Here is a 21,057-nt window from a genome sequence, read left to right on the forward strand (position 1 = left end):
CTCCGGCCACCGGCCGGGACAACCGATAGCGAGTTACCTCTCGATGACGTCGGGGCCGGTCCGGCCGCGCGTACAGGGAAGAAATTCATGCCGTCCAGCGTGCCTGGCGGCACCGACAGTTTTCTGCCGCAGACCCTCAGCCCGGCACTTTCACGCCGGAAATCCGGGGGCAGGTGCTGCACGGACGGGTGTTCGGCAACGCGTAGACGAAGCAGCACGACGTCCGCATCGTCTGGTCCAGATCGAGCCTGAACGCCGCGGCCGCAGCGAGAGCGTGCCGTGCCCCTTCGGGCATTCGTACGGCGGCCCGCAGCTCGTCGCTGATCGCACCGAGTCGCTGGCGCGAGCTGAGCTTCACGCCCGGCTGGTAGCTGTCCGTGAACGCCCTGGTGTGGCTCTCCACCTGCTGCGCGGCCTCCTCGGTCGTGACGACCCGCTCCGACAGCAGTGCGACCTCCACCGGGTAGTGGGCAGTCGGGTGACGCCGGAACGCCAGGGCGTCCGGTGACACGTCCGGTGAGACACCGGTCAGCGCAGTGGCCAGTCCGGCCACGATGGACGGCACCGAGACGTACCACATCAGCACGAACATCGCGGCGACCTGGACCGGCGGCTCGATCGAGTACTCCTCGGCGTACTCGTCCTGCAGCACCTTGCGCCACCCGTACGTCGGGTCGGCGCCTGCCAACTGCTCCCGCAGGAGGGGACCGCAGTGGATCCACTCCGGCCCCGGCACCCGGTCAGCAGCCCTGACCGACAGCCACTCCATCTCCCCGTCGAGCAGGTCCGCGAGGCGGCTCGCGGTGTAGGTCATGGCGCCAGCCTACGGTCGGGCACGACGACCGGGGCTCCGCCGACTTCGACCACGGTGGCCCGCAGCCCGAACACGTCGGCCAGCAGTTGCTCGCTGAGGACGTCGACCGGTCGGCCTTGCGCGGCGATCTTGCCGTTGCCCATCACCACCAGGTGGTCGGCGTACTGGGCGGCCAGGGTCAGGTCGTGCAGCACGGTGACCACTGTGCGCCCGGAGGTGTGCGCGGCCGCGTGGACGACGTTCATCACGTCGACGGCGTGGGCCAGGTCGAGGTAGGTCGTCGGCTCGTCCAGCAGCAAGTGCTGCGTGCCCTGGGCAAGGACCATCGCGATCCACACCCGCTGCCGCTGCCCGCCGGACAGCTGGTCCACCGGGCGGTCCCGCAGCTCAGCGAGCTCCACCGCGTCCAGCGCGGCGTCGATCGCCTGCTGGTCCTCCGGCGCCAGCCGGGCGAACAGACCGCGATGCGGATGCCGACCACGCGACACCAGCTCGGCCGCGGTGATCCCCTCCGGAGTCACCGGCCCCTGCGGCAGTACGCCGAGCTGGCGGGCCAGTTCGCGGGCCGGAAGCTCGTGGATGTCCTTGCCGTCGAGCAGGACCCGGCCTCTGCTCGGTTTGAGCAGCCTGCTCATCCCCCGCAGCAGTGTGGACTTGCCGGAGCCGTTCGGCCCGACCACAGCCGTCATCTGGCCGGCCGGCACTTCCAGGCTGAGTCCGGCCACGACCGGCTCGTCGGCGCCGTACGCCAGGGTGAGGTTCTCGACGTGCACGGTTCAGCGCCCCTTCTGCTGACGGCCGATGAGCTGGATCAGGTACGGCGCTCCGAACGCGGCCGTGACCACGCCGACCGGCAGCTCGTACGGACCGACCTGCAGCAGTTCCAGGCCGTTCCGCGCGATCAGGTCGGCCGCGGTGACGAAGAGCGCGCCGAGCATCGCCGTGGTGACCAGCGGCGGGCGTTCCGCCTGGGCCAGCCGCTGGGCGATCTGCGGCGCGACCAGGGCGACGAAGGCGATCGGACCGGCCCCGGCCGTCGCCATGGCGGCCAGGACGGTCGCGATGACCAGCAGGGCGATCCGCACCCGGGAGACCCGTACGCCGAGCGAGGAGGCCACGTCGTCACCAAGCACGAGGGCTTCGAGGCTGCGGTTGAAGGTCAGGGCGATCGGCAGCAGCACCAGGACGGCCAGACCGACCGGGACCGCGTCGCTCCACGTCCGGGAGTTGAGAGAGCCGGCCAGCCACGCAGCGGCCCGGCCGGCGTTGGTGACGTCACCGATCACCAGGAGCCAGGCCACCAAGGAGTTCGCGGCGGCTGCGATGCCGACACCGATCAGGACGACCCGGCCGGCGTCCACCACACCACGCTGGATCGAGAGCAGGCCGACGATCGTGGTGGCGAGCAGACCGCCCAGCACCGCGGCCAGTGGGATCCCGACCTTCGCGGCGACGCCTGAGATGTTGCCGCCGCCGGTGCCCGCCAGGACGATCACGGTGACGGCTGCTGCCGAGGCGCCTGAGTTGACGCCGACGATGTCCGGGCTGGCCAGGGCGTTGCGAGACAGCGTCTGCAGGAGGGCGCCGGACACGGCGAAGGCGATGCCGACGAGCAGTCCGGTGGCGACGCGGGGCATGCGGAGTTCCAGCACGACCAGGCGGGTAGCGCGGCGGCCGCCTCCGAGCAGAACGTCGACGACGTCGGCCAGCGGGAGTCTCGTCGTACCGACGCTCAGGGAGACCAGTGCGGCCGCGATGGCGAGCAGGGCGAAGGTGGTGGCCAGGGTGATGGTCCGTGGTTTCACAGGGCCACCGCCCGGCGTCGTACGACCAGGACGAAGAGTGGCGCACCGACCAGACCCAGTACGACGCCCGCCTGCACCTCGCCGGCTCCGCCGACCAGCCGGCCGACCAGATCGGCCAGGATCAGCGCGGCTGCACCGGTGAGGCCAGCGGCTGGGATGAGCCAGCTGTTGCGGGCGCCGAAGACCCGGCGAGCGACGTGACCGGCCAGCAGGCCGAGGAAGCCGATCGGTCCGCAGGCAGCGACACCGGCGGCTGTCAGCAGGCCGATCGCGAGCAGCCCGACGAAGCGCGCTCTCCGGATGGACAGACCGAGCCCCGCGGCCACGTCGTCGCCCAGCGCCAGCAGGTCGAGGTCGCGCGCGTTGACCACAGCGAGCAGCAGACCGACGACTGCGAAGGGCAGCACCTGCACTGCGACGTCCAGGCCGCGGCCGGCGACCGAACCGACGGCCCAGAACCTGTACGAGTCGAGCGTGTCCGCGTCGAGCAGGACGATCGCCGAGGTGAACGCACCGAGCAGAGCGGCCACGGCGGCACCGGTCAGCGCCAGGCCGACCGGAGTCGCGCCACTCCCCCGCGTCGCCAGCCGCTGGACGACGAAGGTTGCCGCGAGCGCGCCGACCAGGGCGAACCAGACCGTCGTACGGATCGAGTCGGCGATGCCGAGCTGCAGACCCAGGACGACGGCCAGCGCGGCGCCGGAGCTCACGCCGAAGATGCCCGGCTCGGCCAGCGCGTTGCGGGTGTGGCCCTGCATGAGCGCGCCGGCGACGCCGAGGCAGGAGCCGATCAGGACGGCGACGACCGTGCGCGGGAGGCGCAGGTCGCGGACGATCACGTCGGCGTCGGACCCGGACGGCTCGAACAGCGCCTTGACGACCGCGTCCGCGCCGAGCCAGCGGGAGCCGAGCGCGAGGCTCGCGCCGAACGCGAGGACGACGAGCAGGAGCAACAGCAGCAAGGCCACCGGCCGCGACACCCGAAACCTCACCCGGGTGATCTTAGGTGAGCCTTACCGGTCGGTGAGCGTGATCTTGATCCCGTGGAAGAAGTTAGGGCAGCCTTAGCTGGGTGCCGTAGGGTGCTGCCGTCTCGTACCGACGTTCTGAGGAGTGCTTGTGGGGATCCGCCGTCTGAGTGCCGTTCTGGTGGTGAGCGCGCTGGCGCTGGCCGGCTGTGGGTCGTCCGGTGACGAGGAGCCGGCCGCCGGCGGCGACGCCGGGGCGGGCTTCCCCCGGACCGTCGAGCACGCGATGGGCTCGACCGAGATCCCGACCAAGCCGAAGCGGGTCGTCGCGCTGGACACGAGCTTCGTGGACGCGACGCTGATCCTCGACACCCCGGTCGTCGGCTACACCGACTACCGCACGATCAACGGCGAGCTGCCGGAGTACCTGGGCGACGACCGGACGACGTACGGCAAGGAGTCGGAGTCGGTCGGCACGCTGGCCGAGCCGAACCTGGAGAAGATCGCCGCGCTGGACCCGGACCTGATCATCACCGCGAAGGTGCGGCACGAGAAGCAGTACGAGCAGCTGAAGGCGATCGCGCCGACGGTGATGTCGGAGACCACCGGGCCGACCTGGAAGGCCAACATCCGGCTGGCCGCGAAGGCGCTCGGCCAGGAGGAACTGGCCGAGAAGGAGCTGGCGTCGTACGAGGCGGCGGCCAAGACCGTCGGTGCGGCGATCAACGCCAAGGCCTCGAACCCGACGATCTCGGTGGTGCGGTTCGTCGACGGGCCGACCCGGCTCTACCAGAACGCGAGCTTCTCCGGGATCGTGCTGAAGGACGCCGGCCTGAAGCGGCCGAAGTCGCAGGACGTCGACGACTTCGCCGCCGAGATCAGCGCCGAGCGGATCAAGGACGCCGACGCGGACGCGATCTTCGTTGCGACGTACGCCGACGAGAAGGGGCTGAGCGCGAAGACCGCGGAGCAGTTCAAGGCCAACCCGCTGTGGAAGCCGCTCGCGCCGAAGGTGCACGAGGTCCCGGACATCACGTGGATGACCGCGGTCGGGCTGCAGGGCGCCTGGGTGATCCTGGACGACCTGGCCAAGACCTTCGGCGTACCGGCGCCGGTCAAGAGCTAGCCTCGGTCGGGTGACGGTGCTCGAGCGGTGGCATGTGGGGCCTTGGACGACGTCCGGTACGGCGGTCGGCGCGCCGCTGGAGCCCGGGCAGCGGCGTACTCCTGACGAGCTGAACTTCGACGTCGTCGGCCTGGCCCGCATCCTCGGCCGGCGCCTCGACGGTCGCGCGGAGCTGCAGGTCCGCCTCTGGCAGAACGAGCTGCGCCCGACGCACACCCGCCTGGTCGGCGTGCACACCCTCGCCGACCCGGCCAACGCCGAGCTCCTCCGCCAGACCGCGCTCGAGGCGTTCGCCTGGCTCAGCACACTGGCGCCGGACGGCTACGAGTTCGTCCTCACCGACGCCGTCCGCCTCCAGCCGAAGCTCGACCTCACCGCGGAGGTCGTCGCCGTCGACGCCGTCATCCAGCTGGCGGCGGACCGAGGCGACACCTACCCCGCCGACCGCCTGGCCGCGTCGCACGTCCGCCAGTCCCCCACCGGCGACTGGTCCGCGGGCGACGCGGTCTGCAACTGGTCAGGCCCGTACCCCACCGCCGACGAAGCGGTAGCCGCCGTCCGCGCCGCCCGGGTTGAGCTGGCCGACCAGCTGAGGGCGGGGGGCCACGCCGACTTGGCCGACACCGAGCCCCGCTGGAATCCGGTACCGGTCGAGCAGTCAGCCGCCGTCTGACCAGCTCTGCCGTTGTCCTGCTGTCGCGACGGCGTCAGGTCCAGCTGGCGACGAAGTAGCCGACCCCGTACGGCGCCGCGTGGTACAGCAGGTCTCCGGTGAGACCGGTCGTTGCCGCCAGCACCTGCCAGGGGGTCCGGCCGGCGGCGTGGAGCTCGGCGGCCAGGGCCGGGTCGAGCGCGGCCAGCGTGGTGGTGTCGGCGAGGTGGAGGGCCGCGGCTACGGTGCTGTCGAAGATCTCGGCGCGGGGATGCAGGTGGACCGGTGAGTGCTCACTGCGGCGGGCCGAGCCGTCGCCCATGATGAGGAGCGCCAGCCGATCGTTGCTATTGGCAAGTTCTCGGCCGAGCGCCAGGCAGTCGGCGGGCGGCGTGGACGCGCTGATCGAGCGGTAGCTCCGCGGCAGGCCGGCGGCCTTGGACTGGTTGAGCAGCCAGGCGCCGACCGTCAGCGACAGCGGCAAGGTCGGCGTACCGGTGCCCACCTGCAGCGCAGCGCCGTACGGCGTGAAGCTGCCGGCCGCGTCGGCGTCGTACTGGGCGGCAACAGGCCCGGTGCCGACGACGACCAGCCGGTCGGCGGTCGCCAGCTTGTCGACGGCGGCCAGGCACGAAGCGCGAAGGTCGTCGAGGTCCGACGCGGCGCCACTCGCGACCTCGGGGACGAGCAACGGCGGATGCGGGCAGACGGCCGCGGCGACGACTGGCATTTCAGGCCTCGCGCAGGTAGCGGAAGAAGAGGTAGCCGTCGTCGCCGGCCAGGACCGTGTGCAGCACGTACCCGCGCGTCTGGGTCGCGGTCGGGCCCGCGGTGATGCGGCCGGAGCCAGGACCGGCCAGGATCGGCGCCAGCGACAGGCACATCTCGTCGATCAGGTCGGCCTCGGTCAGCGCGCCCTGCAGGTGCGGACCGCCCTCGGTGAGGATCTGCGGCAGCCCGCGCTCGACGAGCGTCTTGACGACGTCGTGCAGGTCGACCCCGGCGTGCCCGCAGACCACCACGTCGGCGACCTCGCTCAGCGCCTCGCGCGCTTCGACCGGCGAGGCCGGGTGCGTGAAGATGATCGGCCGCTCCGGCGCGTCGGCGAGGTAGCGCGCCGACGGTTCGAGGGTGAGCCGCGAGGACACGATGGCCAGGGTCGGGTTCTCCGCTAGGCCGCGCTCGACCCGCCAGGCCCGCCGCTCGGCGTTCAGCCGCAGCGCGTTGTAGTGCTCGTCGCGAACCGTGCCCGCGCCGACCAGGACGACGTCGCTGAGCATCCGCAGCTTGCCGAAGATCTCCTGGTCGGCCGGGCCGGACAGCGCCTTCGACTTGCCGTCGATCTCGACCGCGCCGTCCAGGGTGGTGACGAAGTTGCTGCGCAGGTGCGGCACCGACCGGTCCTCGACCTGGTACGCCGCGATCACCTCCGCCTCGCTGAGGTCGGACAGTCGCTGCATCAGGCCAGGCTCCTTCGGGTTCCGGCGGGTTGCTTCGCGCCGCGCAGGACGGCGATCAGGTCGAGCGCCTGCCGAGCGGCGGGTACGTCGTGCACCCGGAACACCCGGGCGCCGAGCCAGGCCGACACGCTCAGCGCGGCCAAGGTACCGGACCCGCGTTGACCCGGCGGCAGGTCGAGCGTCTCGCCGATGAAGTCCTTGTTCGACACCGCGACCAGGACCGGCCAGCCGGTCGCGACCAGCTCGTCCAGACGGCGGGTCAGCTCGAGCGACTGCAGCGTGTTCTTGCCGAAGTCGTGGGTCGGATCGATCACGATCGCGTCCCGCCGTACGCCGGCCGCGACGGCCTGCTCGGCCAGCGCTGTCGTCGTCCGGATCACGTCGGCGACCACGTCGTCGTACGCCATCCGGTGCGGGTCGGTGCGTGGCGTCAGGCCGCCGACGTGGCTGCAGACCAGCCCGGCGCCGGTCGCCGCAGCGGCGGCCGCCATCTCGGGGTCGGCGCCGGCCCAGGTGTCGTTGATCAGGTCCGCGCCGGCCTCGCCGACCCGGCGGGCGACGCCGCTGCGGTAGGTGTCGACGCTGATCACCAGGTCAGGATGACGAGCACGGATCCCCGCGACGAAGTCGACGGTCCGGCGCAGCTCCTCGGTCTCGCTGACCGGTTCGCCGTACCCGGCCTTGACGCCGCCGATGTCGACCAGGTCGGCGCCGTCGTCGACCGCCTGCGCGATCGCGTCGTAGGCCTTGTCGGTGGCGAACGTCGCACCGCGGTCGTAGAAGGAGTCGGGCGTCCGGTTGACGATCGCCATCACCGCGAACTGCCCCGGCCCGAACTCGCGCCGGCCCAGCCGCAGCACGCCCGCCGCCGTCAGTTCGTCCGCCACGACGCCGACTCTAACCGGTGCGTTCCAGGCCGTCGGGGAAACCCGTGACGAGTGAGCCACATATCCTATAGGATCTCTGACGAGCAGTCTTTTGCGTTCCGCCTCCGCACCAAGAACGGGTCTCCTATGCCGCGCTTCACCGAGTTCGAGACGTACGACGTCCGCTTCCCCACCTCCCGGGACCTGGACGGCTCCGACGCGATGAACGCCGACCCGGACTACTCCGCGGCGTACCTGATCGTGCGCACCGACGCCGGCGACGGGCTCGAGGGCCACGGCTTCGCGTTCACCATCGGCCGCGGCAACGACGTGCAGACCGCGGCGATCGAGGCGCTGCGCGACCACCTGGTCGGGCTCGACGTCGACGCGACGCTGAACGACCTCGGCGGGTTCTGGAAGTCGCTCGTGCACGACTCGCAGCTGCGCTGGCTGGGCCCGGAGAAGGGCGTCATGCACATGGCGATCGGCGCGGTCGTCAACGCGGTCTGGGACCTGGCCGCCAAGCGGGCCGGCGTCCCGCTGTGGAAGCTGCTGTCCGACCTGAGCCCGGAGCAGATCGTCGACCTGGTCGACTTCCGCTACCTCAGCGACGCGCTCACCCGCGACGAGGCGCTGGAGATCCTGCGCAAGGCCGAGCCCGGGCGCGCCGAGCGCGAGCAGCAGCTGCGCGAGCGCGGCTACCCGGCGTACACCACGACGCCCGGCTGGCTCGGGTACGACGACGAGAAGCTGGTCCGGCTCTGCCGCGAAGCGGTGGCCGACGGGTTCACCCAGATCAAGCTGAAGGTCGGCGCCGACCTCGACGACGACATCCGCCGGATGCGGCTGGCCCGCGAGGCCGTCGGCCCGGACATCCGGATCGCGATCGACGCCAACCAGCGCTGGGACGTCGCCGACGCGATCACCTGGGTGCGGGCGCTGGCGCCGTACGACGTGTGGTGGGTCGAGGAACCGACCAGCCCCGACGACATCCTCGGGCACGCCGCGATCGCGCGCGGGATCGCGCCGATCCGGGTCGCCACCGGTGAGCACGTGCAGAACCGAGTCGTGTTCAAGCAGCTGCTGCAGGCGGGGTCGCTGGAGTTCGTGCAGATCGACTCCGCCCGCGTGGCCGGCGTGAACGAGAACGTCGCGATCCTGCTGCTGGCCGCGAAGTTCGGCGTCCCGGTCTGCCCGCACGCCGGTGGCGTCGGGCTGTGCGAGCTGGTCCAGCACCTGTCGATGTTCGACCTCGTGGCGGTCAGTGGTAGTACAGACCAGCGAGTGATCGAGTACGTCGACCACCTGCACGAGCACTTTCTCGACCCGGTGGTGATCGAGGCGGGGCACTACGTCGCGCCGACGCGTCCCGGGTACAGCGCGGAGATGGAGGCCGGCACGTTGCGCGACTTCCGGTTCCCCGCGGGCAAGGTCTGGACCGAATCGAAGGAGCAGTCGAAGTGACGGATTTCGCCGGCCTCAAGGCCGTGGTGACCGGTGGCGCGTCGGGCATCGGCCTGGCCGCCGCCTCCCAGCTGGCCGCGCGGGGCGCCGAGGTGGTCGTGTTCGACCTCAAGCCGGACGTGCCCGCGCCGCTGAGCGGCATCGCGGCCGACGTCACCGACGACCAGTCCGTGCGGGACGCGGTCGCCGCGGCGGCGCTGCGGCTCGGCGGGATCGACGTCCTGGTGAACAACGCCGGGATCGGCGCCCAAGGCGACGTCACGGTGAACGACGACGAGGAGTGGCACCGCGTCTTCGACGTGAACGTGGTCGGGATCGCGCGGGTGACGCGAGCGGTGCTGCCGTACCTGCGGCGTTCGTCGGCCGCCGCGATCGTCAACACGTGCTCGATCGCCGCGACGGCCGGCCTGCCGAACCGCGCGGTGTACAGCGCGAGCAAGGGCGCCGTCCTGGCGTTGACGATGGCAATGGCCGCCGATCACGTCCGCGAAGGCGTGCGGGTGAACTGCGTGAACCCCGGTACGGCGGACACGCCGTGGGTCGGGCGGCTGCTGGACTCGGCGTCCGATCCCGACGCCGAGCGCGCGGCGCTGGAGGCTCGGCAGCCGATGGGCCGGTTGGTTTCGGCGGACGAGGTCGCGAACGCGATCGTCTATCTGGCGAGCCCGTTGTCGGGTTCGACGACCGGTACGGCGCTGGCGGTGGACGGCGGGATGCAGAACCTGCGGCTGCCCGCGGCGCGCAACTGAGCGGCGTACTGTCTGTGTCGCTTTGTCCTTCGGTGGAAAGGTGATGTGCTCGTGAAGATCTTCCCCACGGACCTGCGGATCGGTCTGGGCGGTGCTCCCCTGGCCGGGCTGTTCACGCCGATCTCCGACGCCGACGCGATCGCGACGGTCGAGGCGGCGTGGGAGGAGGGCTGGCGGTTCTACGACACCGCGCCGCACTACGGCCTCGGGCTGGCCGAGGAACGCCTCGGCGCGGCGCTGGCCGGCAAGCCGCGGGACGAGTACACGCTGTCGAGCAAGGTCGGCCGGATCATCTACGAGGCCGACACCGAGGCGGCCGACGACGAGGGCTTCGCGGTGACGTCGAAGCGCCGCCGGCGCTGGGACTTCAGCCGCGACGGCGTCCTGCGCAGCATCGAGGACTCGCTGCGCCGGATCGGCACCGACCGGCTCGACATCGTGTTCGTGCACGACCCCGACGACCACTACGAGGAGGCGGTCGCGACCGCGTTCCCGACGCTGATCGAACTGCGCGAGCAGGGCGTGATCGGCGCGATCGGGTCGGGGATGAACCAGTCCGCGATGCTCACCCGGTTCGTCCGCGAGGTGGACGTCGACGTGATCATGCTGGCCGGGCGGTACACGCTGATCGACCCCGACGGGCTCGACGACGTCCTGCCGGCCTGCGTCGAGAACGACACCCAGGTGATCGCCGTCGGCGTCTTCAACTCCGGGCTGATGGCGCAGCCGCGGCCGGCGTCGGACGCGACGTTCAACTACGCGCCGGCTTCTCAGCCGTTGGTCGAGAAGGCCAACCGGCTGGCGGACGTGTGCGAGGCGCACGGGATAACGCTGCCCTCGGCCGCGCTGGCGTTCCCGCTGTTCCACCCGGCGGTGGCCGGGATCGCGGTCGGGTGCCGGTCGGCGGCTGAGGTGCACGCGAACGCGGCGCTGTCGCGGGTCGAGGTGCCTGCTGCTTTCTGGGCGGATCTGAAGGCGGCGGGGTTGCTGCGGGAGGACGCGCCGACGCCTGCGTGATCTCGTACGGGCTGAGCTCCTGGTACGGCGTACCGGAGCTCAGCTCACCTGGGACGACGGGGCCGTGTAGGTGTTGCAGACGGCAAGGTTCGGCCGGTCGAACGCGCGGCGCGACCAGATGCCGTGGTTGCGCGTGCTGCCGTGGTCGCGGGCGCCGGTGTCGGCCCGGTCGCCGGTGTTGTTGACGACGTACAGCCACTGGGTGCGCAGGGCGCCGCGGATCCCGTAGCTGGCCTTGTTGGCGCCGAGGAACAGGTTGCCGAGGCAGGAGGCCTGGAGCTCCAGCCGCCGGTCCACCTCGAGCTCGGCCGCCTTGCTCGAGGCGTTGTAGCCGAGCCGCCGTGACGCCCGCAGGATGCCGGTCATCTGCTGCACCGCGTGGCCGTACTCGTGCGCCGCCGCGTGCGACCCGACCGCCCGGCTGAAGGTCTGCGACTGCTTCCAGTACTCGATGTCGAGGTCGGCCTTCATGTACATCGTGTGGTTCGTCGGGCAGTAGAAGGCCAGCGCCTGGATGGCGGTCCCGCACGGCGAGCTGCCGTTGGTCGCGATCGAGATCAGCCCTGGCGGACGGAACTGGTACCCGGCCGCGGTCACGTGCCGCCGCCAGGCGCGGTCCATGCAGGCCCGCAGGGACCGGTAGTACGCCAAGGAGCCGGCCTGGTTGCCGAGTCCGGACCTCGACTCCCGGCATCCGACCGAGGCCTGCGTCCCGGTCCGGTAGAGCTTGTTCGCCGAGGCGATCTGCCACGGCGTCAGCACCGGCGCCGGCTTGGGCGACGGCTTCGTGGTCGGCCGCGTCGTCGGCTTGGTCGTCGGCCGCGTCACCGGCGGCTCACTCGTTGCCTCCGGCACCGTAGGGCTGTCCTCGACCGTCGGCTCGTACGATGGCTGCGCCACCGGAGGCGTGGCCGACGAGTCGGCCTTCCCCGCCAGTGAGAAGCCCACGCCCACCACCACAGCGCCGAGCACAGCCAGCCCACCGACCACGGCCAGCACGACAATCCCAGCCCCCCGCCGCTTCTTCGGCGGCTGAGGCATCGGCCCCCACCCGAACCCCTGCTGCCCAGGCCCGTACGGCGCGGCGGCGTACTGCGGCCCGCCGTACTGCCCCGGCGGCGGTCCACCCGGCGGCGGGTACTGCGCCTGCTGAGGCGGGTAGTACTGCCCAGGCGGCGGCTGCGGCGGCGGGTACTGCCCGGCCCCCTGCGACCCAGCCCCTTGGCCGTACTGCCCAGGCGGCCCCCACTGCTGACCAGCCGGCGGTCCGTGGTTCGGCGGATTCTGCCCGGGAGGTCCCCACTGCTGACCAGACAACTCGGCTCCTTCGCCCGTGAACCCGGCCCCAGTACCGGTCCCGGAAGCGTAGAAGCCCAGGGGGCCAGGCCTGCCTCGGCAGTCCTGCCGGGCCGCTGCCGGGTCAGGAGGTCTGGCGTGGAGTGGGGTCGCCGAGCATGACCTGTTGGCGGCGGGTGCCGTTGAGGGTCGTGGTCAGCCAGGTGGCGAGGACCGCGGCCCGGTTGGTAACAGGACCGGCCGCGGGGTACCGCAAGCCCGCCGAAAGCTCATGCACGGAGGAGGGCGGACAGATGGCAGCACGCAGACGGTACGCCGTAGCAGCCTCGAGCCAGTGGACCGACGAGGAGGGCACCCGCCTGCCCGGCGGCGAGGTGCACGCCTGGGAACAGGGCCTCAACCAGACGGTCTGCGGCCTCCCCCTCCACCGCGCACGGCTACGCCGCTTCCCCCACGTCGCCTGGGAGGACACCTTCGTGGAAACCGGCGGCGCGGCAGACGAGGTCCGCCGCCAGTGCCCCCGCTGCGCCGCCGTAGCCGGCAAACGAGCCTCCGACCTGGGCCCCCGCTGGCACCGAACCAACCCCCGCCCTTGAGCGAGTCGGCGTACGGCATCTGACTGACCTACAGACAGGTGACGGTTGTCGGCCTAGGTTCCACGGATGACAACGGAATTACCGCCGCGGCTCAAGCCGCTGGTCAAGCAGTACGAGGAATGTGCGCAAGGCCCAGTGACCTACTCGCCCACCTCCTGGGCGAAGGACTGGCCGAACGGCGCCATCCGCTACTTGCAGAGCCTGCAAGGCGAGCACACCGAACCTGCGGACCGCGGTAGACGAACGGTCGACCGCAGGCACCTGCTGCTGGCATGCCAACGGATGGATCTGGACGACGAGCTCAGCGTCCTCCAGACCTTCGTGCTGGTGATGGCTTGGGGCGGTGGCATGGGCAGCAGGACGATCTACAACACCCGGCTGGCCCTCGCCGATCCTGCTGGGGCCTACCAGATGCTCAGCAGGACAGCGAGGACGCTCCGGGACGCCGGGGACTCCACCGACTTGGTGGAGGTTTACGACGCATGGCGGCTGCACCGGGTCGGGCGTGCGTTCTTCACCAAGTGGTTTGCCTTTGCGGGGTACGTCGAGCATCGGAAGTGGCAACCGCTGATCCTCGATCGCAGGGTGTTCAGGACGCTCAACGACACGCTCGAGGTCAGCACCGAGACTCTCGCCGGGGTGAAGTCGCGCGCTCGCCGATACCACGCGTACGTCGAGGCGATGCACGCGTGGTCACCCGAGTTCGGTCTGACGGCGAGTGAGTTGGAGTGGATCCTGTTCAGGCACAACGGGGACTCACTCACCTAGTACGTCGTCAGCGGTTGCCTCGGTGGGAGTAGCGGGGCGTGGGTGGCCGGGCTCGTGCCGGCCTGAGGGTGTGGGCTGGGGAGGGTTGCGGGCTCGGGTGGGGCTGCTGGGTGGGGTCTTTGGGGATGCAGCGGAGGCTGCCGGCTCGGCGCATGTCAGAGGGGGTCGATCTCTTGGAGGTGGTTGTCCTCTATGGACAGCCAGCGCGTGATGCCCAGGTCGCGCAGGAACGGGAGGTCGTGGCTGGCGATCAGGAGGGCGCCTTGGTACGACGACAGGGCTGCCTGGAGTTGAGTGATGCTGGCCAGGTCGAGGTTGTTCGTGGGCTCGTCGAGCATGAGGAACTGGGGTGGGGGCTCGGCGAGGAGGAGGGCGGCAAGGGTGGCCCGGAAGCGTTCTCCGCCGGAGAGGGTTCTGACGGGCTGGTCGGCGGAGCGGCCTCGGAAGAGGAAGCGGGCGAGGCGTGCTCGCCGGTCGTTGTTGTCGGTGCCGGGGGCAAGGATCGCCAGGTTGTCGGCGATCGAGAGGTCGTCCTGGAGGAGGTCCAGGCGTTGCGGTAGAAGGCGCGACGGGACGAGCGGGAGGTGCTGCTCGGCGATCGCGTGGAGCAGGGTGGACTTGCCGGCGCCGTTCGGGCCGGTCAGGGCGATCCGTTCGGGGCCGCGGATCTCCAGGTTCGCGATCAAACCGGTGCGGAGCTCCAGGTCCCGCAGGCGCAGGGCGACGCGGCCGTTGGGGATCGCGGTGTCGGGGAGATCGACCCGGATGTGGTCGTCGTCGTGGATCTTCTCCTCGGCCTCGGCCAGCGCGTCCTGGGCGGCTTCGAGCCGTTCGCTGTGCATGCCGAGGTGCTTGCCCGCCGACACCTGCGACGAGCGTTTCATCGCGCCGGCGGCCATCTTCGCCACGCTGCCCGACTCGAAGGCGCGGCGCCCGCCCGCCTGGCGGCGTTCGATCTTCGTCCGCGCCTCGATGAGTTCGCGCTTCTGGCGCTTCACGTCGGACTCGGCCGCGCGCATCATCCGCTCGGCCGCCTCCTGCTCGACGGCGACGGCTTCCTCGTACGCCGTGAGGTTGCCGCCGTACCAGGTCAGGTCGCCCTTGCGCAGCTCGCCGATCTGGTCGACGCGGTCGAGCAGCTCGCGGTCGTGGCTGACCACGAGCAGCGCGCCGCGAAACGCGTCCACCGCGTCGTACAGGTGCCGGCGGGCGCGCAGGTCCAGGTTGTTGGTGGGTTCGTCGAGCAGCAGGACGTCGGGGCGGCGGAGCAGTTCGGCGGCCAGGCCGAGCAGGATCGTCTCGCCGCCGGACAGTTCGCCGACCGAACGGTCGAGGGTGATCGCTCCGAGGCCGAGCTTGCCGAGCATCGCCTCGGCGCGCTCCTCGACGTCCCAGTCGTCGCCGACGCGGGCGAAGTTCGCCTCGGAGGCGTCGCCGGACTCGATCGCGCTGATCGCCGTCCGGACGTCGGCGATGCCGAGCGCCGCGTCGACGCGCAGCGAGGTGTCGAGGGTGAGGTCCTGCGGCAGGTAGCCGAGCTCGCCGCTGACGCGGATCGCGCCGCGTTGTGGGGTCAGGCGTCCGGCGATCAGCCGCAGCAGCGTCGACTTGCCGGCGCCGTTGCGGCCGACCAGTCCGGAGCGCGCCGGTCCGGCGGCGAAGGACAGGCCGTCGAACAGGACGTCACCGTCGGGCCAGGCGAAGAAGAGGTCGTTGCACGTCAAAGAGACAGTCATCAGGGTGTACTCCGAGATCTCGAACGAGACCGCGCACCGACCGGTGGCGATCAACCGCTGCTGAAGAGAGACCTCAGTTCGACAACCCGCACCCCTGACATGGACAACAGGACACCACCAAGGCTAGCGAGGCAGACGTCGACCGGCCAAGAGATTTACGGCGCTTTGCGGAGCCAGGACTCGACACCCGCGATGTGGGCGGTCATCCACGCCCGGGCGGCTTCCGCGTCGCCCTGTTCGAGCGCGTCCAGGATGGCGGTGTGTTCGGCGAGGGTGCGTTCGACGGCGCCGGCCTGGGTGACGCCGCGCCAGATGCGGGCGCGCTGGGTGGCGCCGGAGACGCCGTCGAGCAGCGAGCAGACGACGGCGTTGCCGGTCGCTTCGGCGATGCCGCGGTGGAAGCGCAGGTCGTTCACCACCAGCTCGTCGACGTCCGCGGCCGGTGACAGGTCGCTGGTGAGCAGCCGCAGGTTGGTGAGCTGCTCCGGTGAGATCCGGGCCGCCGCGAGCGCCGCGACGCCGGGCTCGAGCAGTCGGCGTACCTCGAAGAACTGCAAGACCGAGTCGTCGCGGTGCAGGTCGACCATGAAGCTCAGCGCGTCGAGCAGGTGCGCCGACGTCAGGCTGGTCACATACGTGCCGTCGCCGTGCCGGACGTCGAGCACGTTGACCAGCGTCAGCGCCTTGACCGCCTCGCGCAGCGAGTTCCGCGACAGGCCGAGCCGGGCGGCCAGGTCCGCCTCCTTCGGCAGCCGGTCCCCTGGGCCCAGCTCGCCGGAGGTGATCATCTCCTTGATCTTGACGATCGCCTCATCCGTCAGCGCCATCGGATCAGTATGCCGCCGCACCGGCGCCGTCACCCGCACCTACCATCGAGTTGTGGTGACCAGTCCCGGCTACTCCGGCAAACCGCTGGCCGCGAAGCTCGGGATCAAGCCCGGGTACGCCGTGCTGCTGGACCACGCGCCCGAGGGCTTCGTGATCGAGGGACTCCCGGACGGCGTCACCCCGCTCACCAGGCCGGGCCGCGCCGAGCTGGACCTCACCCTGACCTTCTGCCCGGACCGCAAGCGCCTCGCCACCCGGCTCCCGCAACTGCTGGCCAGGACCACCACGAACGGGACGATCTGGGTCGCCTGGCCGAAGCGGTCGTCCGGCGTACCGACCGATCTGGACGAGAACGGCGTTCGCGAACTGGCCCTGCCGCTCGGCGTCGTGGACGTGAAAGTGTGCGCGGTCGACGCCACCTGGTCCGGGCTCAAACTGGTCCGGCGACTGGCCAATCGGTGAGAACTGGACTGATCCGCTGCGTGACGTTGACCACACTTTTGCGCACGCTCGGTCATCACCCGGGGCGAACGCGCAGTTGCATACAGTGGGCACCCAGGCGTAGCGCAGGCTCCGGAACAATCGGCGAACACCCCTGGAACCCCACGTCTGCAACGCGTCCCGCAGTCCGGCCGCCCCACGAAACCGGCGCCGGCGGCGGTGCCGCGGGCAACAACGCTGAAACACCCGAAACACAGGTGTTCCAGGGCTCGGTCGATCAACGCACGGCGGCGGAACCACTCGACACACTGGTCCGGTGGTCCCGGGCTGTAGATCGGTTGCTGCTGCTATTAGCCTTGCCTCGGGAGCACCCCCATAACTCCCGTAGTCATAACAGTGGTACCGGACCCGCAATCGGAAGAGGCGAACTGCCCAGTGGCCACCGAGCCATCAGACACAAATCCCCTTGCAGCCTTCGGAGCGAACGAATGGCTGGTCGACGAGATGTACGAGAAGTACCAGCAGGATCCGAAGTCCGTGGATCCGGCGTGGAGCAACTTCTTCAAGGATTACAGCCCGGGTGACGCGAAGCCGGTGAACACCGCCCCGTCCGACGCTCCCCGACCCGATGCGGTGTCCGACAACAAGACGCCCGAGGCCGCCGGCCGCGGTACGGCGGCGACCGCGCCCGCCGCGAGCAAGCCGGCCGCGCAGGCCGCCGCCGCGGCGCCGGCCCCGGCCGCGCCGGCGACGACCGCGACCCAGAGCCAGACCCAGCCAGCCCAGACCAAGCCCGCAGCAGCGGCCCAGCAGCAGACCGCGCCCGCGGCCGGCGGCGCCCCGACCGGAGGAACGGTGAACCAACCGCCCACAGCGCAGCCCAAGCCCGCTCCCGCGACCAGCACGGACGCGGAGCGGAAGATCCTGCGGGGCGCGCCGGCCCGGACCGCCCAGAACATGGAGCTCAGCCTCCAGGTCCCGACCGCGACCAGCGTCCGCCAGGTGCCGGTCAAGCTGCTGATCGACAACCGGATCGTCATCAACAACCACCTCAAGCGCGCTCGCGGTGGCAAGATCTCGTTCACCCACCTGGTCGGCTGGGCGCTGGTCAAGGCGCTCAAGACGCTGCCGGAGATGAACGCGTCGTACGACGAGACCGAGGGCAAGCCGACGCTGGTCCAGCCCGAGCACATCAACCTCGGCCTGGCCATCGACATGCAGAAGCCGGACGGCACCCGCCAGCTGCTGGTGCCGTCGATCAAGGCGACCGAGTCGATGACGTTCGCCGAGTTCTGGATGGCCTACGAGGACATCGTCCGCCGGGCCCGCGACAACAAGCTCGCGCTGCCGGACTTCCAGGGCACCACGATCAGCCTGACCAACCCGGGCACGATCGGCACGCAGCACTCGGTGCCGCGGCTGATGAGCGGCCAGGGCTGCATCATCGGCGTCGGCGCGATGGAGTACCCGACCGAGTACCAGGGTGCGGCCGAGGAGACGATGGCCAAGCTCGCGGTCAGCAAGGTGATGACGCTGACCTCGACGTACGACCACCGGATCATCCAGGGCGCGCAGTCGGGTGAGTTCCTGCGCCGCCTGCACCAGCTGCTGCTGGGCGCCGAGGGCTTCTACGACGAGATCTTCCAGAGCCTGCGGATTCCGTACGAGCCGATCCGCTGGGCCGCCGACCTCCCGCACAGCCACGAGGAGGACATCAGCAAGCAGGCCCGGATCCTGGAGCTGATCCACGCCTACCGCGTGCGCGGCCACATCATGGCCGACACCGACCCGCTGGAGTACAAGCAGCGCAGCCACCCCGACCTCGACGTCGCGACCCACGGCCTGACGCTGTGGGACCTGGACCGCGAGTTCGCGACCGGCTCGTTCGGGGCCGCGACCGACCGCCGGTTCATGAAGCTGCGCGAGATCCTCGGCATCCTGCGCGACTCGTACTGCCGCACCACCGGTATCGAGTACATGCACATCCAGGACCCCGAGCAGCGCAAGTGGCTGCAGGAGCGGATCGAGCGGCCGCACACCAAGCCGCCGCGCGAGGAGCAGCTGCGGATCCTGGCCAAGCTGAACGAGGCCGAGGCGTTCGAGACCTTCCTGCAGACCAAGTACGTCGGCCAGAAGCGGTTCTCGCTGGAGGGTGGCGAGACGACCATCCCGCTGCTCGACGAGATCTGCGAGGAGGCCGCCGGCGCCGGCCTCGACGAGGTCGTGATCGGCATGGCGCACCGCGGCCGGCTGAACGTGCTGGCGAACATCGTGGGCAAGTCGTACGGCCAGATCTTCCGCGAGTTCGACGGCAACATCGACCCGCGGACGGTCCAGGGGTCCGGTGACGTCAAGTACCACCTGGGCGCCGAGGGCGAGTTCGTCTCGGAGTTCGGCGACAAGATCAAGGTGTCGGTGGCGGCCAACCCGTCGCACCTGGAGACCGTCGACCCGGTGCTCGAGGGCATCGTCCGGGCCAAGCAGGACATCCTCGACCAGGGCGCCGCGTTCCCGGTGCTGCCGGTCCTCGTCCACGGTGACGCGGCCTTCGCCGGCCAGGGCGTCGTGGCCGAGACGCTGAACCTGTCGCAGCTGCGCGGGTACCGCACCGGCGGCACGATCCACGTGATCGTCAACAACCAGGTCGGGTTCACCACCTCGCCGGCCTCGTCGCGCTCGTCGATGTACTGCACCGACGTCGCGCGGATGGTCCAGGCGCCGATCTTCCACGTGAACGGCGACGACCCCGAGGCCTGTGTCCGGGTCGCCGACCTGGCCTTCGAGTACCGCCAGGCGTTCAACAAGGACGTCGTGATCGACCTGGTCTGCTACCGCCGCCGCGGTCACAACGAGGGCGACGACCCGTCGTTCACCCAGCCGCTGATGTACGACCTGATCGAGCAGAAGCGCTCGGTGCGCAAGCTCTACACCGAGGCCCTGATCGGCCGTGGCGACATCACCGTCGAGGAGGCCGAGCAGGCGATGCGCGACTTCCAGCAGCGGCTGGAGCGCGTGTTCACCGAGGTCCGCGAGGCGAAGAGCCAGCCGGACACCCCGGCGCCGTACGTCACCGTCCCGGTCTACCCGGACAAGCCGGAGGGCCCGGACGCGACCGCGACCACGCCGGAGGTGCTGAAGAAGATCGCCGACGCGTACACCACGCTGCCGGAGGGCTTCACCGCGCACCCGAAGGTGATGCCGCAGCTGCAGCGCCGCGCCGCCGCGATCACGCAGGGCCCGGTCGACTGGGCCAGCGCGGAGATGACGGCGTTCGGTTCGCTGCTGCTGGCCGGTCGCCCGGTCCGGCTGGCCGGTCAGGACAGCCGCCGCGGCACGTTCGTGCAGCGGTTCGCGGCCGTCATCGACCGGGTCAACGGGCAGGACTACGTCCCGCTGCAGAACCTGGACGAGAACCAGGCGAACTTCTACGTCTACGACTCGCTGCTCAGCGAGTACGCCGCCCTCGGCTTCGAGTACGGCTACTCGGTGGCCCGGCCGGACGCGCTGACGCTGTGGGAAGCCCAGTTCGGTGACTTCGTGAACGGCGCCCAGTCGATCATCGACGAGTACATCTCGGCCGGTGAGGCGAAGTGGGGCCAGAAGTCCGGTGTCGTGCTGCTGCTGCCGCACGGCTACGAGGGCCAGGGCCCGGACCACTCCTCGGCCCGGATCGAGCGCTTCATGGCGCTGTGCGCGGAGAACGCGATGACCGTGGCGCAGCCGTCGACGCCGGCGTCGTACTTCCACCTGCTGCGCCGCCACACCCTCGGCGAGGAGCACAACCCGCTGATCGTCTTCACGCCGAAGCAGCTGCTGCGGCGCAAGGAAGCGGTGTCGCAGCCCGAGGAGCTGACCAGCGGCGCGTTCCGGCCGGTGCTCGGCGACACGGAGGCCGAGGCCACCGCGGCGACCGTCGAGCGGGTCATCCTGTCGTCCGGCCGGATCGCGTACGACCTGTTCGCGGAGCGGAAGAAGACCGAGACCGACAAGATCAGCACCGCGGTGGTCCGGGTCGAGCAGCTCTACCCGCTGCCGGCCGAGGAGATCAAGGCGGAGCTGGCCAAGTACCCGAACACGACCGAGGTCCGTTGGGTGCAGGACGAGCCGGCCAACCAGGGTCCGTGGCCGTTCATGGCGCTGAACCTGACCGAGCACCTGGGCGGCAAGCCGTTCTACCGGGTGTCCCGGCCGGCCATGTCGGCGACGTCGGTGGGCTCGATGGGCGCGCACCAGGCCGAGCAGCAGACGCTGCTGAAGCAGGCGTTCAGCTGACGTGTACTTCACCGACCGAGGGATCGAGGAGCTCGAGGGCCGGCGTGGCGAGGAGGATGTCTCGCTGGCCTGGGTGGCCGAGCGGCTGCGTGAGTTCGTCGACCTGAATCCCGAGTTCGAGACGCCGATCGAGCGGTTCGCCACCTGGCTGGCCCGCCTCGACGACGAGGACGACTGAGCTGTTCCGTTTGTAGGGTGA

Annotated in this window: 20 protein-coding genes; 10 read left to right on the forward strand and 10 right to left on the reverse strand. The window is 70.5% G+C overall.

The genetic code is table 11. The annotated features are described in order from the left end of the window. Positions 1–136 precede the first annotated feature (136 nt). From ABD235_RS27655 to ABD235_RS27670, 4 genes are read right to left on the reverse strand one after another with little or no spacing between them, the layout of a single operon-like run. Complete coding sequence (locus tag ABD235_RS27655; protein WP_344179380.1) at positions 137–814, reverse strand: (2Fe-2S)-binding protein; 678 nt, start codon at positions 812–814, stop codon at positions 137–139. Next, a complete protein-coding gene (locus tag ABD235_RS27660; protein ID WP_344179381.1) occupies positions 811–1,587 on the reverse strand; it encodes an ABC transporter ATP-binding protein in 777 nt (258 codons plus the stop codon). The genes ABD235_RS27655 and ABD235_RS27660 overlap by 4 nt, the downstream gene beginning before the upstream one ends. Positions 1,588–1,590: 3 nt before the next feature. Continuing rightward, complete coding sequence (locus ABD235_RS27665; protein ID WP_344179382.1) at positions 1,591–2,619, reverse strand: FecCD family ABC transporter permease; 1,029 nt, start codon at positions 2,617–2,619, stop codon at positions 1,591–1,593. Next, positions 2,616–3,611: a FecCD family ABC transporter permease gene (locus ABD235_RS27670; RefSeq protein WP_344179385.1), complete on the reverse strand. Its 996-nt coding sequence runs from the start codon at positions 3,609–3,611 to the stop codon at positions 2,616–2,618. Before ABD235_RS27670 ends, ABD235_RS27665 begins: the two co-directional genes overlap by 4 nt. Before the next feature lie 127 nt (positions 3,612–3,738). On the opposite strand from ABD235_RS27670, the gene ABD235_RS27675 reads away from it, so the two are divergent. Together ABD235_RS27675 and ABD235_RS27680 are read left to right on the forward strand one after the other, a co-directional pair. Next, the gene (locus ABD235_RS27675; RefSeq protein ID WP_344179388.1) at positions 3,739–4,713 is read left to right on the forward strand and encodes an ABC transporter substrate-binding protein; all 975 of its coding nucleotides are present in this window, start codon (positions 3,739–3,741) and stop codon (positions 4,711–4,713) included. A 10-nt stretch (positions 4,714–4,723) separates the two neighbouring features. Further along, positions 4,724–5,386, forward strand: a complete 663-nt coding sequence (locus ABD235_RS27680; RefSeq protein ID WP_344179391.1) for a hypothetical protein — start codon at positions 4,724–4,726, stop codon at positions 5,384–5,386. 34 nt (positions 5,387–5,420) lie between these two features. Here the strand turns inward: ABD235_RS27680 and ABD235_RS27685 are convergent, their stop codons facing one another. From ABD235_RS27685 to folP, 3 genes are read right to left on the reverse strand one after another with little or no spacing between them, the layout of a single operon-like run. After that, positions 5,421–6,095 (reverse strand): class III extradiol dioxygenase subunit B-like domain-containing protein, encoded by a 675-nt coding sequence (locus ABD235_RS27685; RefSeq protein ID WP_344179393.1) that lies wholly within the window; start codon positions 6,093–6,095, stop codon positions 5,421–5,423. 1 nt (position 6,096) lies between these two features. Then, positions 6,097–6,825 carry a pyrimidine reductase family protein gene (locus tag ABD235_RS27690; RefSeq protein WP_344179396.1) on the reverse strand — a complete coding sequence of 243 codons (729 nt, stop codon included), beginning with the start codon at positions 6,823–6,825 and terminating at the stop codon, positions 6,097–6,099. After that, on the reverse strand, positions 6,825–7,700 hold the full coding sequence (gene folP, locus ABD235_RS27695; RefSeq protein ID WP_425553207.1) for a dihydropteroate synthase: 876 nt from the start codon (positions 7,698–7,700) through the stop codon (positions 6,825–6,827). The genes ABD235_RS27690 and folP overlap by 1 nt, the downstream gene beginning before the upstream one ends. A gap of 138 nt (positions 7,701–7,838) precedes the next feature. On the opposite strand from folP, the gene ABD235_RS27700 reads away from it, so the two are divergent. The 3 genes from ABD235_RS27700 to ABD235_RS27710 are packed head-to-tail and all read left to right on the forward strand — an operon-like array spanning position 7,839 to position 10,921. Further along, the gene (locus ABD235_RS27700; RefSeq protein ID WP_344179400.1) at positions 7,839–9,155 is read left to right on the forward strand and encodes an L-fuconate dehydratase; all 1,317 of its coding nucleotides are present in this window, start codon (positions 7,839–7,841) and stop codon (positions 9,153–9,155) included. After that, positions 9,152–9,904, forward strand: a complete 753-nt coding sequence (locus ABD235_RS27705; RefSeq protein ID WP_344179401.1) for an SDR family NAD(P)-dependent oxidoreductase — start codon at positions 9,152–9,154, stop codon at positions 9,902–9,904. Before ABD235_RS27700 ends, ABD235_RS27705 begins: the two co-directional genes overlap by 4 nt. A gap of 51 nt (positions 9,905–9,955) precedes the next feature. Continuing rightward, a complete protein-coding gene (locus ABD235_RS27710; RefSeq protein WP_344179403.1) occupies positions 9,956–10,921 on the forward strand; it encodes an aldo/keto reductase in 966 nt (321 codons plus the stop codon). Between the two features lie 39 nt (positions 10,922–10,960). Here the strand turns inward: ABD235_RS27710 and ABD235_RS27715 are convergent, their stop codons facing one another. Further along, positions 10,961–12,238 carry a neutral zinc metallopeptidase gene (locus ABD235_RS27715; protein ID WP_344179404.1) on the reverse strand — a complete coding sequence of 426 codons (1,278 nt, stop codon included), beginning with the start codon at positions 12,236–12,238 and terminating at the stop codon, positions 10,961–10,963. A 272-nt stretch (positions 12,239–12,510) separates the two neighbouring features. On the opposite strand from ABD235_RS27715, the gene ABD235_RS27720 reads away from it, so the two are divergent. Both ABD235_RS27720 and ABD235_RS27725 read left to right on the forward strand, forming a co-directional pair. Then, a complete protein-coding gene (locus ABD235_RS27720; protein ID WP_344179406.1) occupies positions 12,511–12,813 on the forward strand; it encodes a hypothetical protein in 303 nt (100 codons plus the stop codon). Positions 12,814–12,879: 66 nt separating this feature from the next. Continuing rightward, the gene (locus tag ABD235_RS27725; RefSeq protein WP_344179408.1) at positions 12,880–13,581 is read left to right on the forward strand and encodes an 8-oxoguanine DNA glycosylase OGG fold protein; all 702 of its coding nucleotides are present in this window, start codon (positions 12,880–12,882) and stop codon (positions 13,579–13,581) included. Positions 13,582–13,736: 155 nt separating this feature from the next. On the opposite strand, the gene ABD235_RS27730 is transcribed toward ABD235_RS27725, so the two are convergent. Then, positions 13,737–15,317 carry an ABC-F family ATP-binding cassette domain-containing protein gene (locus ABD235_RS27730; protein WP_344179410.1) on the reverse strand — a complete coding sequence of 527 codons (1,581 nt, stop codon included), beginning with the start codon at positions 15,315–15,317 and terminating at the stop codon, positions 13,737–13,739. Between the two features lie 155 nt (positions 15,318–15,472). Beyond that, positions 15,473–16,144 (reverse strand): FadR/GntR family transcriptional regulator, encoded by a 672-nt coding sequence (locus tag ABD235_RS27735; RefSeq protein ID WP_344179412.1) that lies wholly within the window; start codon positions 16,142–16,144, stop codon positions 15,473–15,475. A gap of 52 nt (positions 16,145–16,196) precedes the next feature. Here ABD235_RS27735 and ABD235_RS27740 point away from each other — a divergent pair, with 52 nt between their 5' ends. The 3 genes from ABD235_RS27740 to ABD235_RS27750 all read left to right on the forward strand — a co-directional run bounded on the left by ABD235_RS27740 (position 16,197) and on the right by ABD235_RS27750 (position 21,036). Then, a complete protein-coding gene (locus tag ABD235_RS27740; protein WP_344179414.1) occupies positions 16,197–16,607 on the forward strand; it encodes a DUF3052 domain-containing protein in 411 nt (136 codons plus the stop codon). Positions 16,608–17,021: 414 nt separating this feature from the next. Then, complete coding sequence (locus ABD235_RS27745) at positions 17,022–20,858, forward strand: multifunctional oxoglutarate decarboxylase/oxoglutarate dehydrogenase thiamine pyrophosphate-binding subunit/dihydrolipoyllysine-residue succinyltransferase subunit (RefSeq protein ID WP_344179416.1); 3,837 nt, start codon at positions 17,022–17,024, stop codon at positions 20,856–20,858. Position 20,859: 1 nt separating this feature from the next. After that, positions 20,860–21,036: a DUF6104 family protein gene (locus ABD235_RS27750; RefSeq protein ID WP_012922754.1), complete on the forward strand. Its 177-nt coding sequence runs from the start codon at positions 20,860–20,862 to the stop codon at positions 21,034–21,036. Positions 21,037–21,057 lie beyond the last annotated feature (21 nt).

The organism is Kribbella lupini, from assembly GCF_039529595.1.
GTDB classification, from domain to species: Bacteria; Actinomycetota; Actinomycetes; order Propionibacteriales; family Kribbellaceae; genus Kribbella; species Kribbella lupini.

Coding starts and splice junctions, on each gene's coding strand:
- ABD235_RS27725 (WP_344179408.1), top strand. CDS start 12,880: ATGACAACGGAATTACCGCCGCGGCTCAAGCCGCTGGTCAAGCAGTAC.
- ABD235_RS27730 (WP_344179410.1), bottom strand. CDS start 15,317: ATGACTGTCTCTTTGACGTGCAACGACCTCTTCTTCGCCTGGCCCGAC.
- ABD235_RS27735 (WP_344179412.1), bottom strand. CDS start 16,144: ATGGCGCTGACGGATGAGGCGATCGTCAAGATCAAGGAGATGATCACC.
- ABD235_RS27685 (WP_344179393.1), bottom strand. CDS start 6,095: ATGCCAGTCGTCGCCGCGGCCGTCTGCCCGCATCCGCCGTTGCTCGTC.
- ABD235_RS27700 (WP_344179400.1), top strand. CDS start 7,839: ATGCCGCGCTTCACCGAGTTCGAGACGTACGACGTCCGCTTCCCCACC.
- ABD235_RS27690 (WP_344179396.1), bottom strand. CDS start 6,825: ATGCAGCGACTGTCCGACCTCAGCGAGGCGGAGGTGATCGCGGCGTAC.
- ABD235_RS27720 (WP_344179406.1), top strand. CDS start 12,511: ATGGCAGCACGCAGACGGTACGCCGTAGCAGCCTCGAGCCAGTGGACC.
- ABD235_RS27655 (WP_344179380.1), bottom strand. CDS start 814: ATGACCTACACCGCGAGCCGCCTCGCGGACCTGCTCGACGGGGAGATG.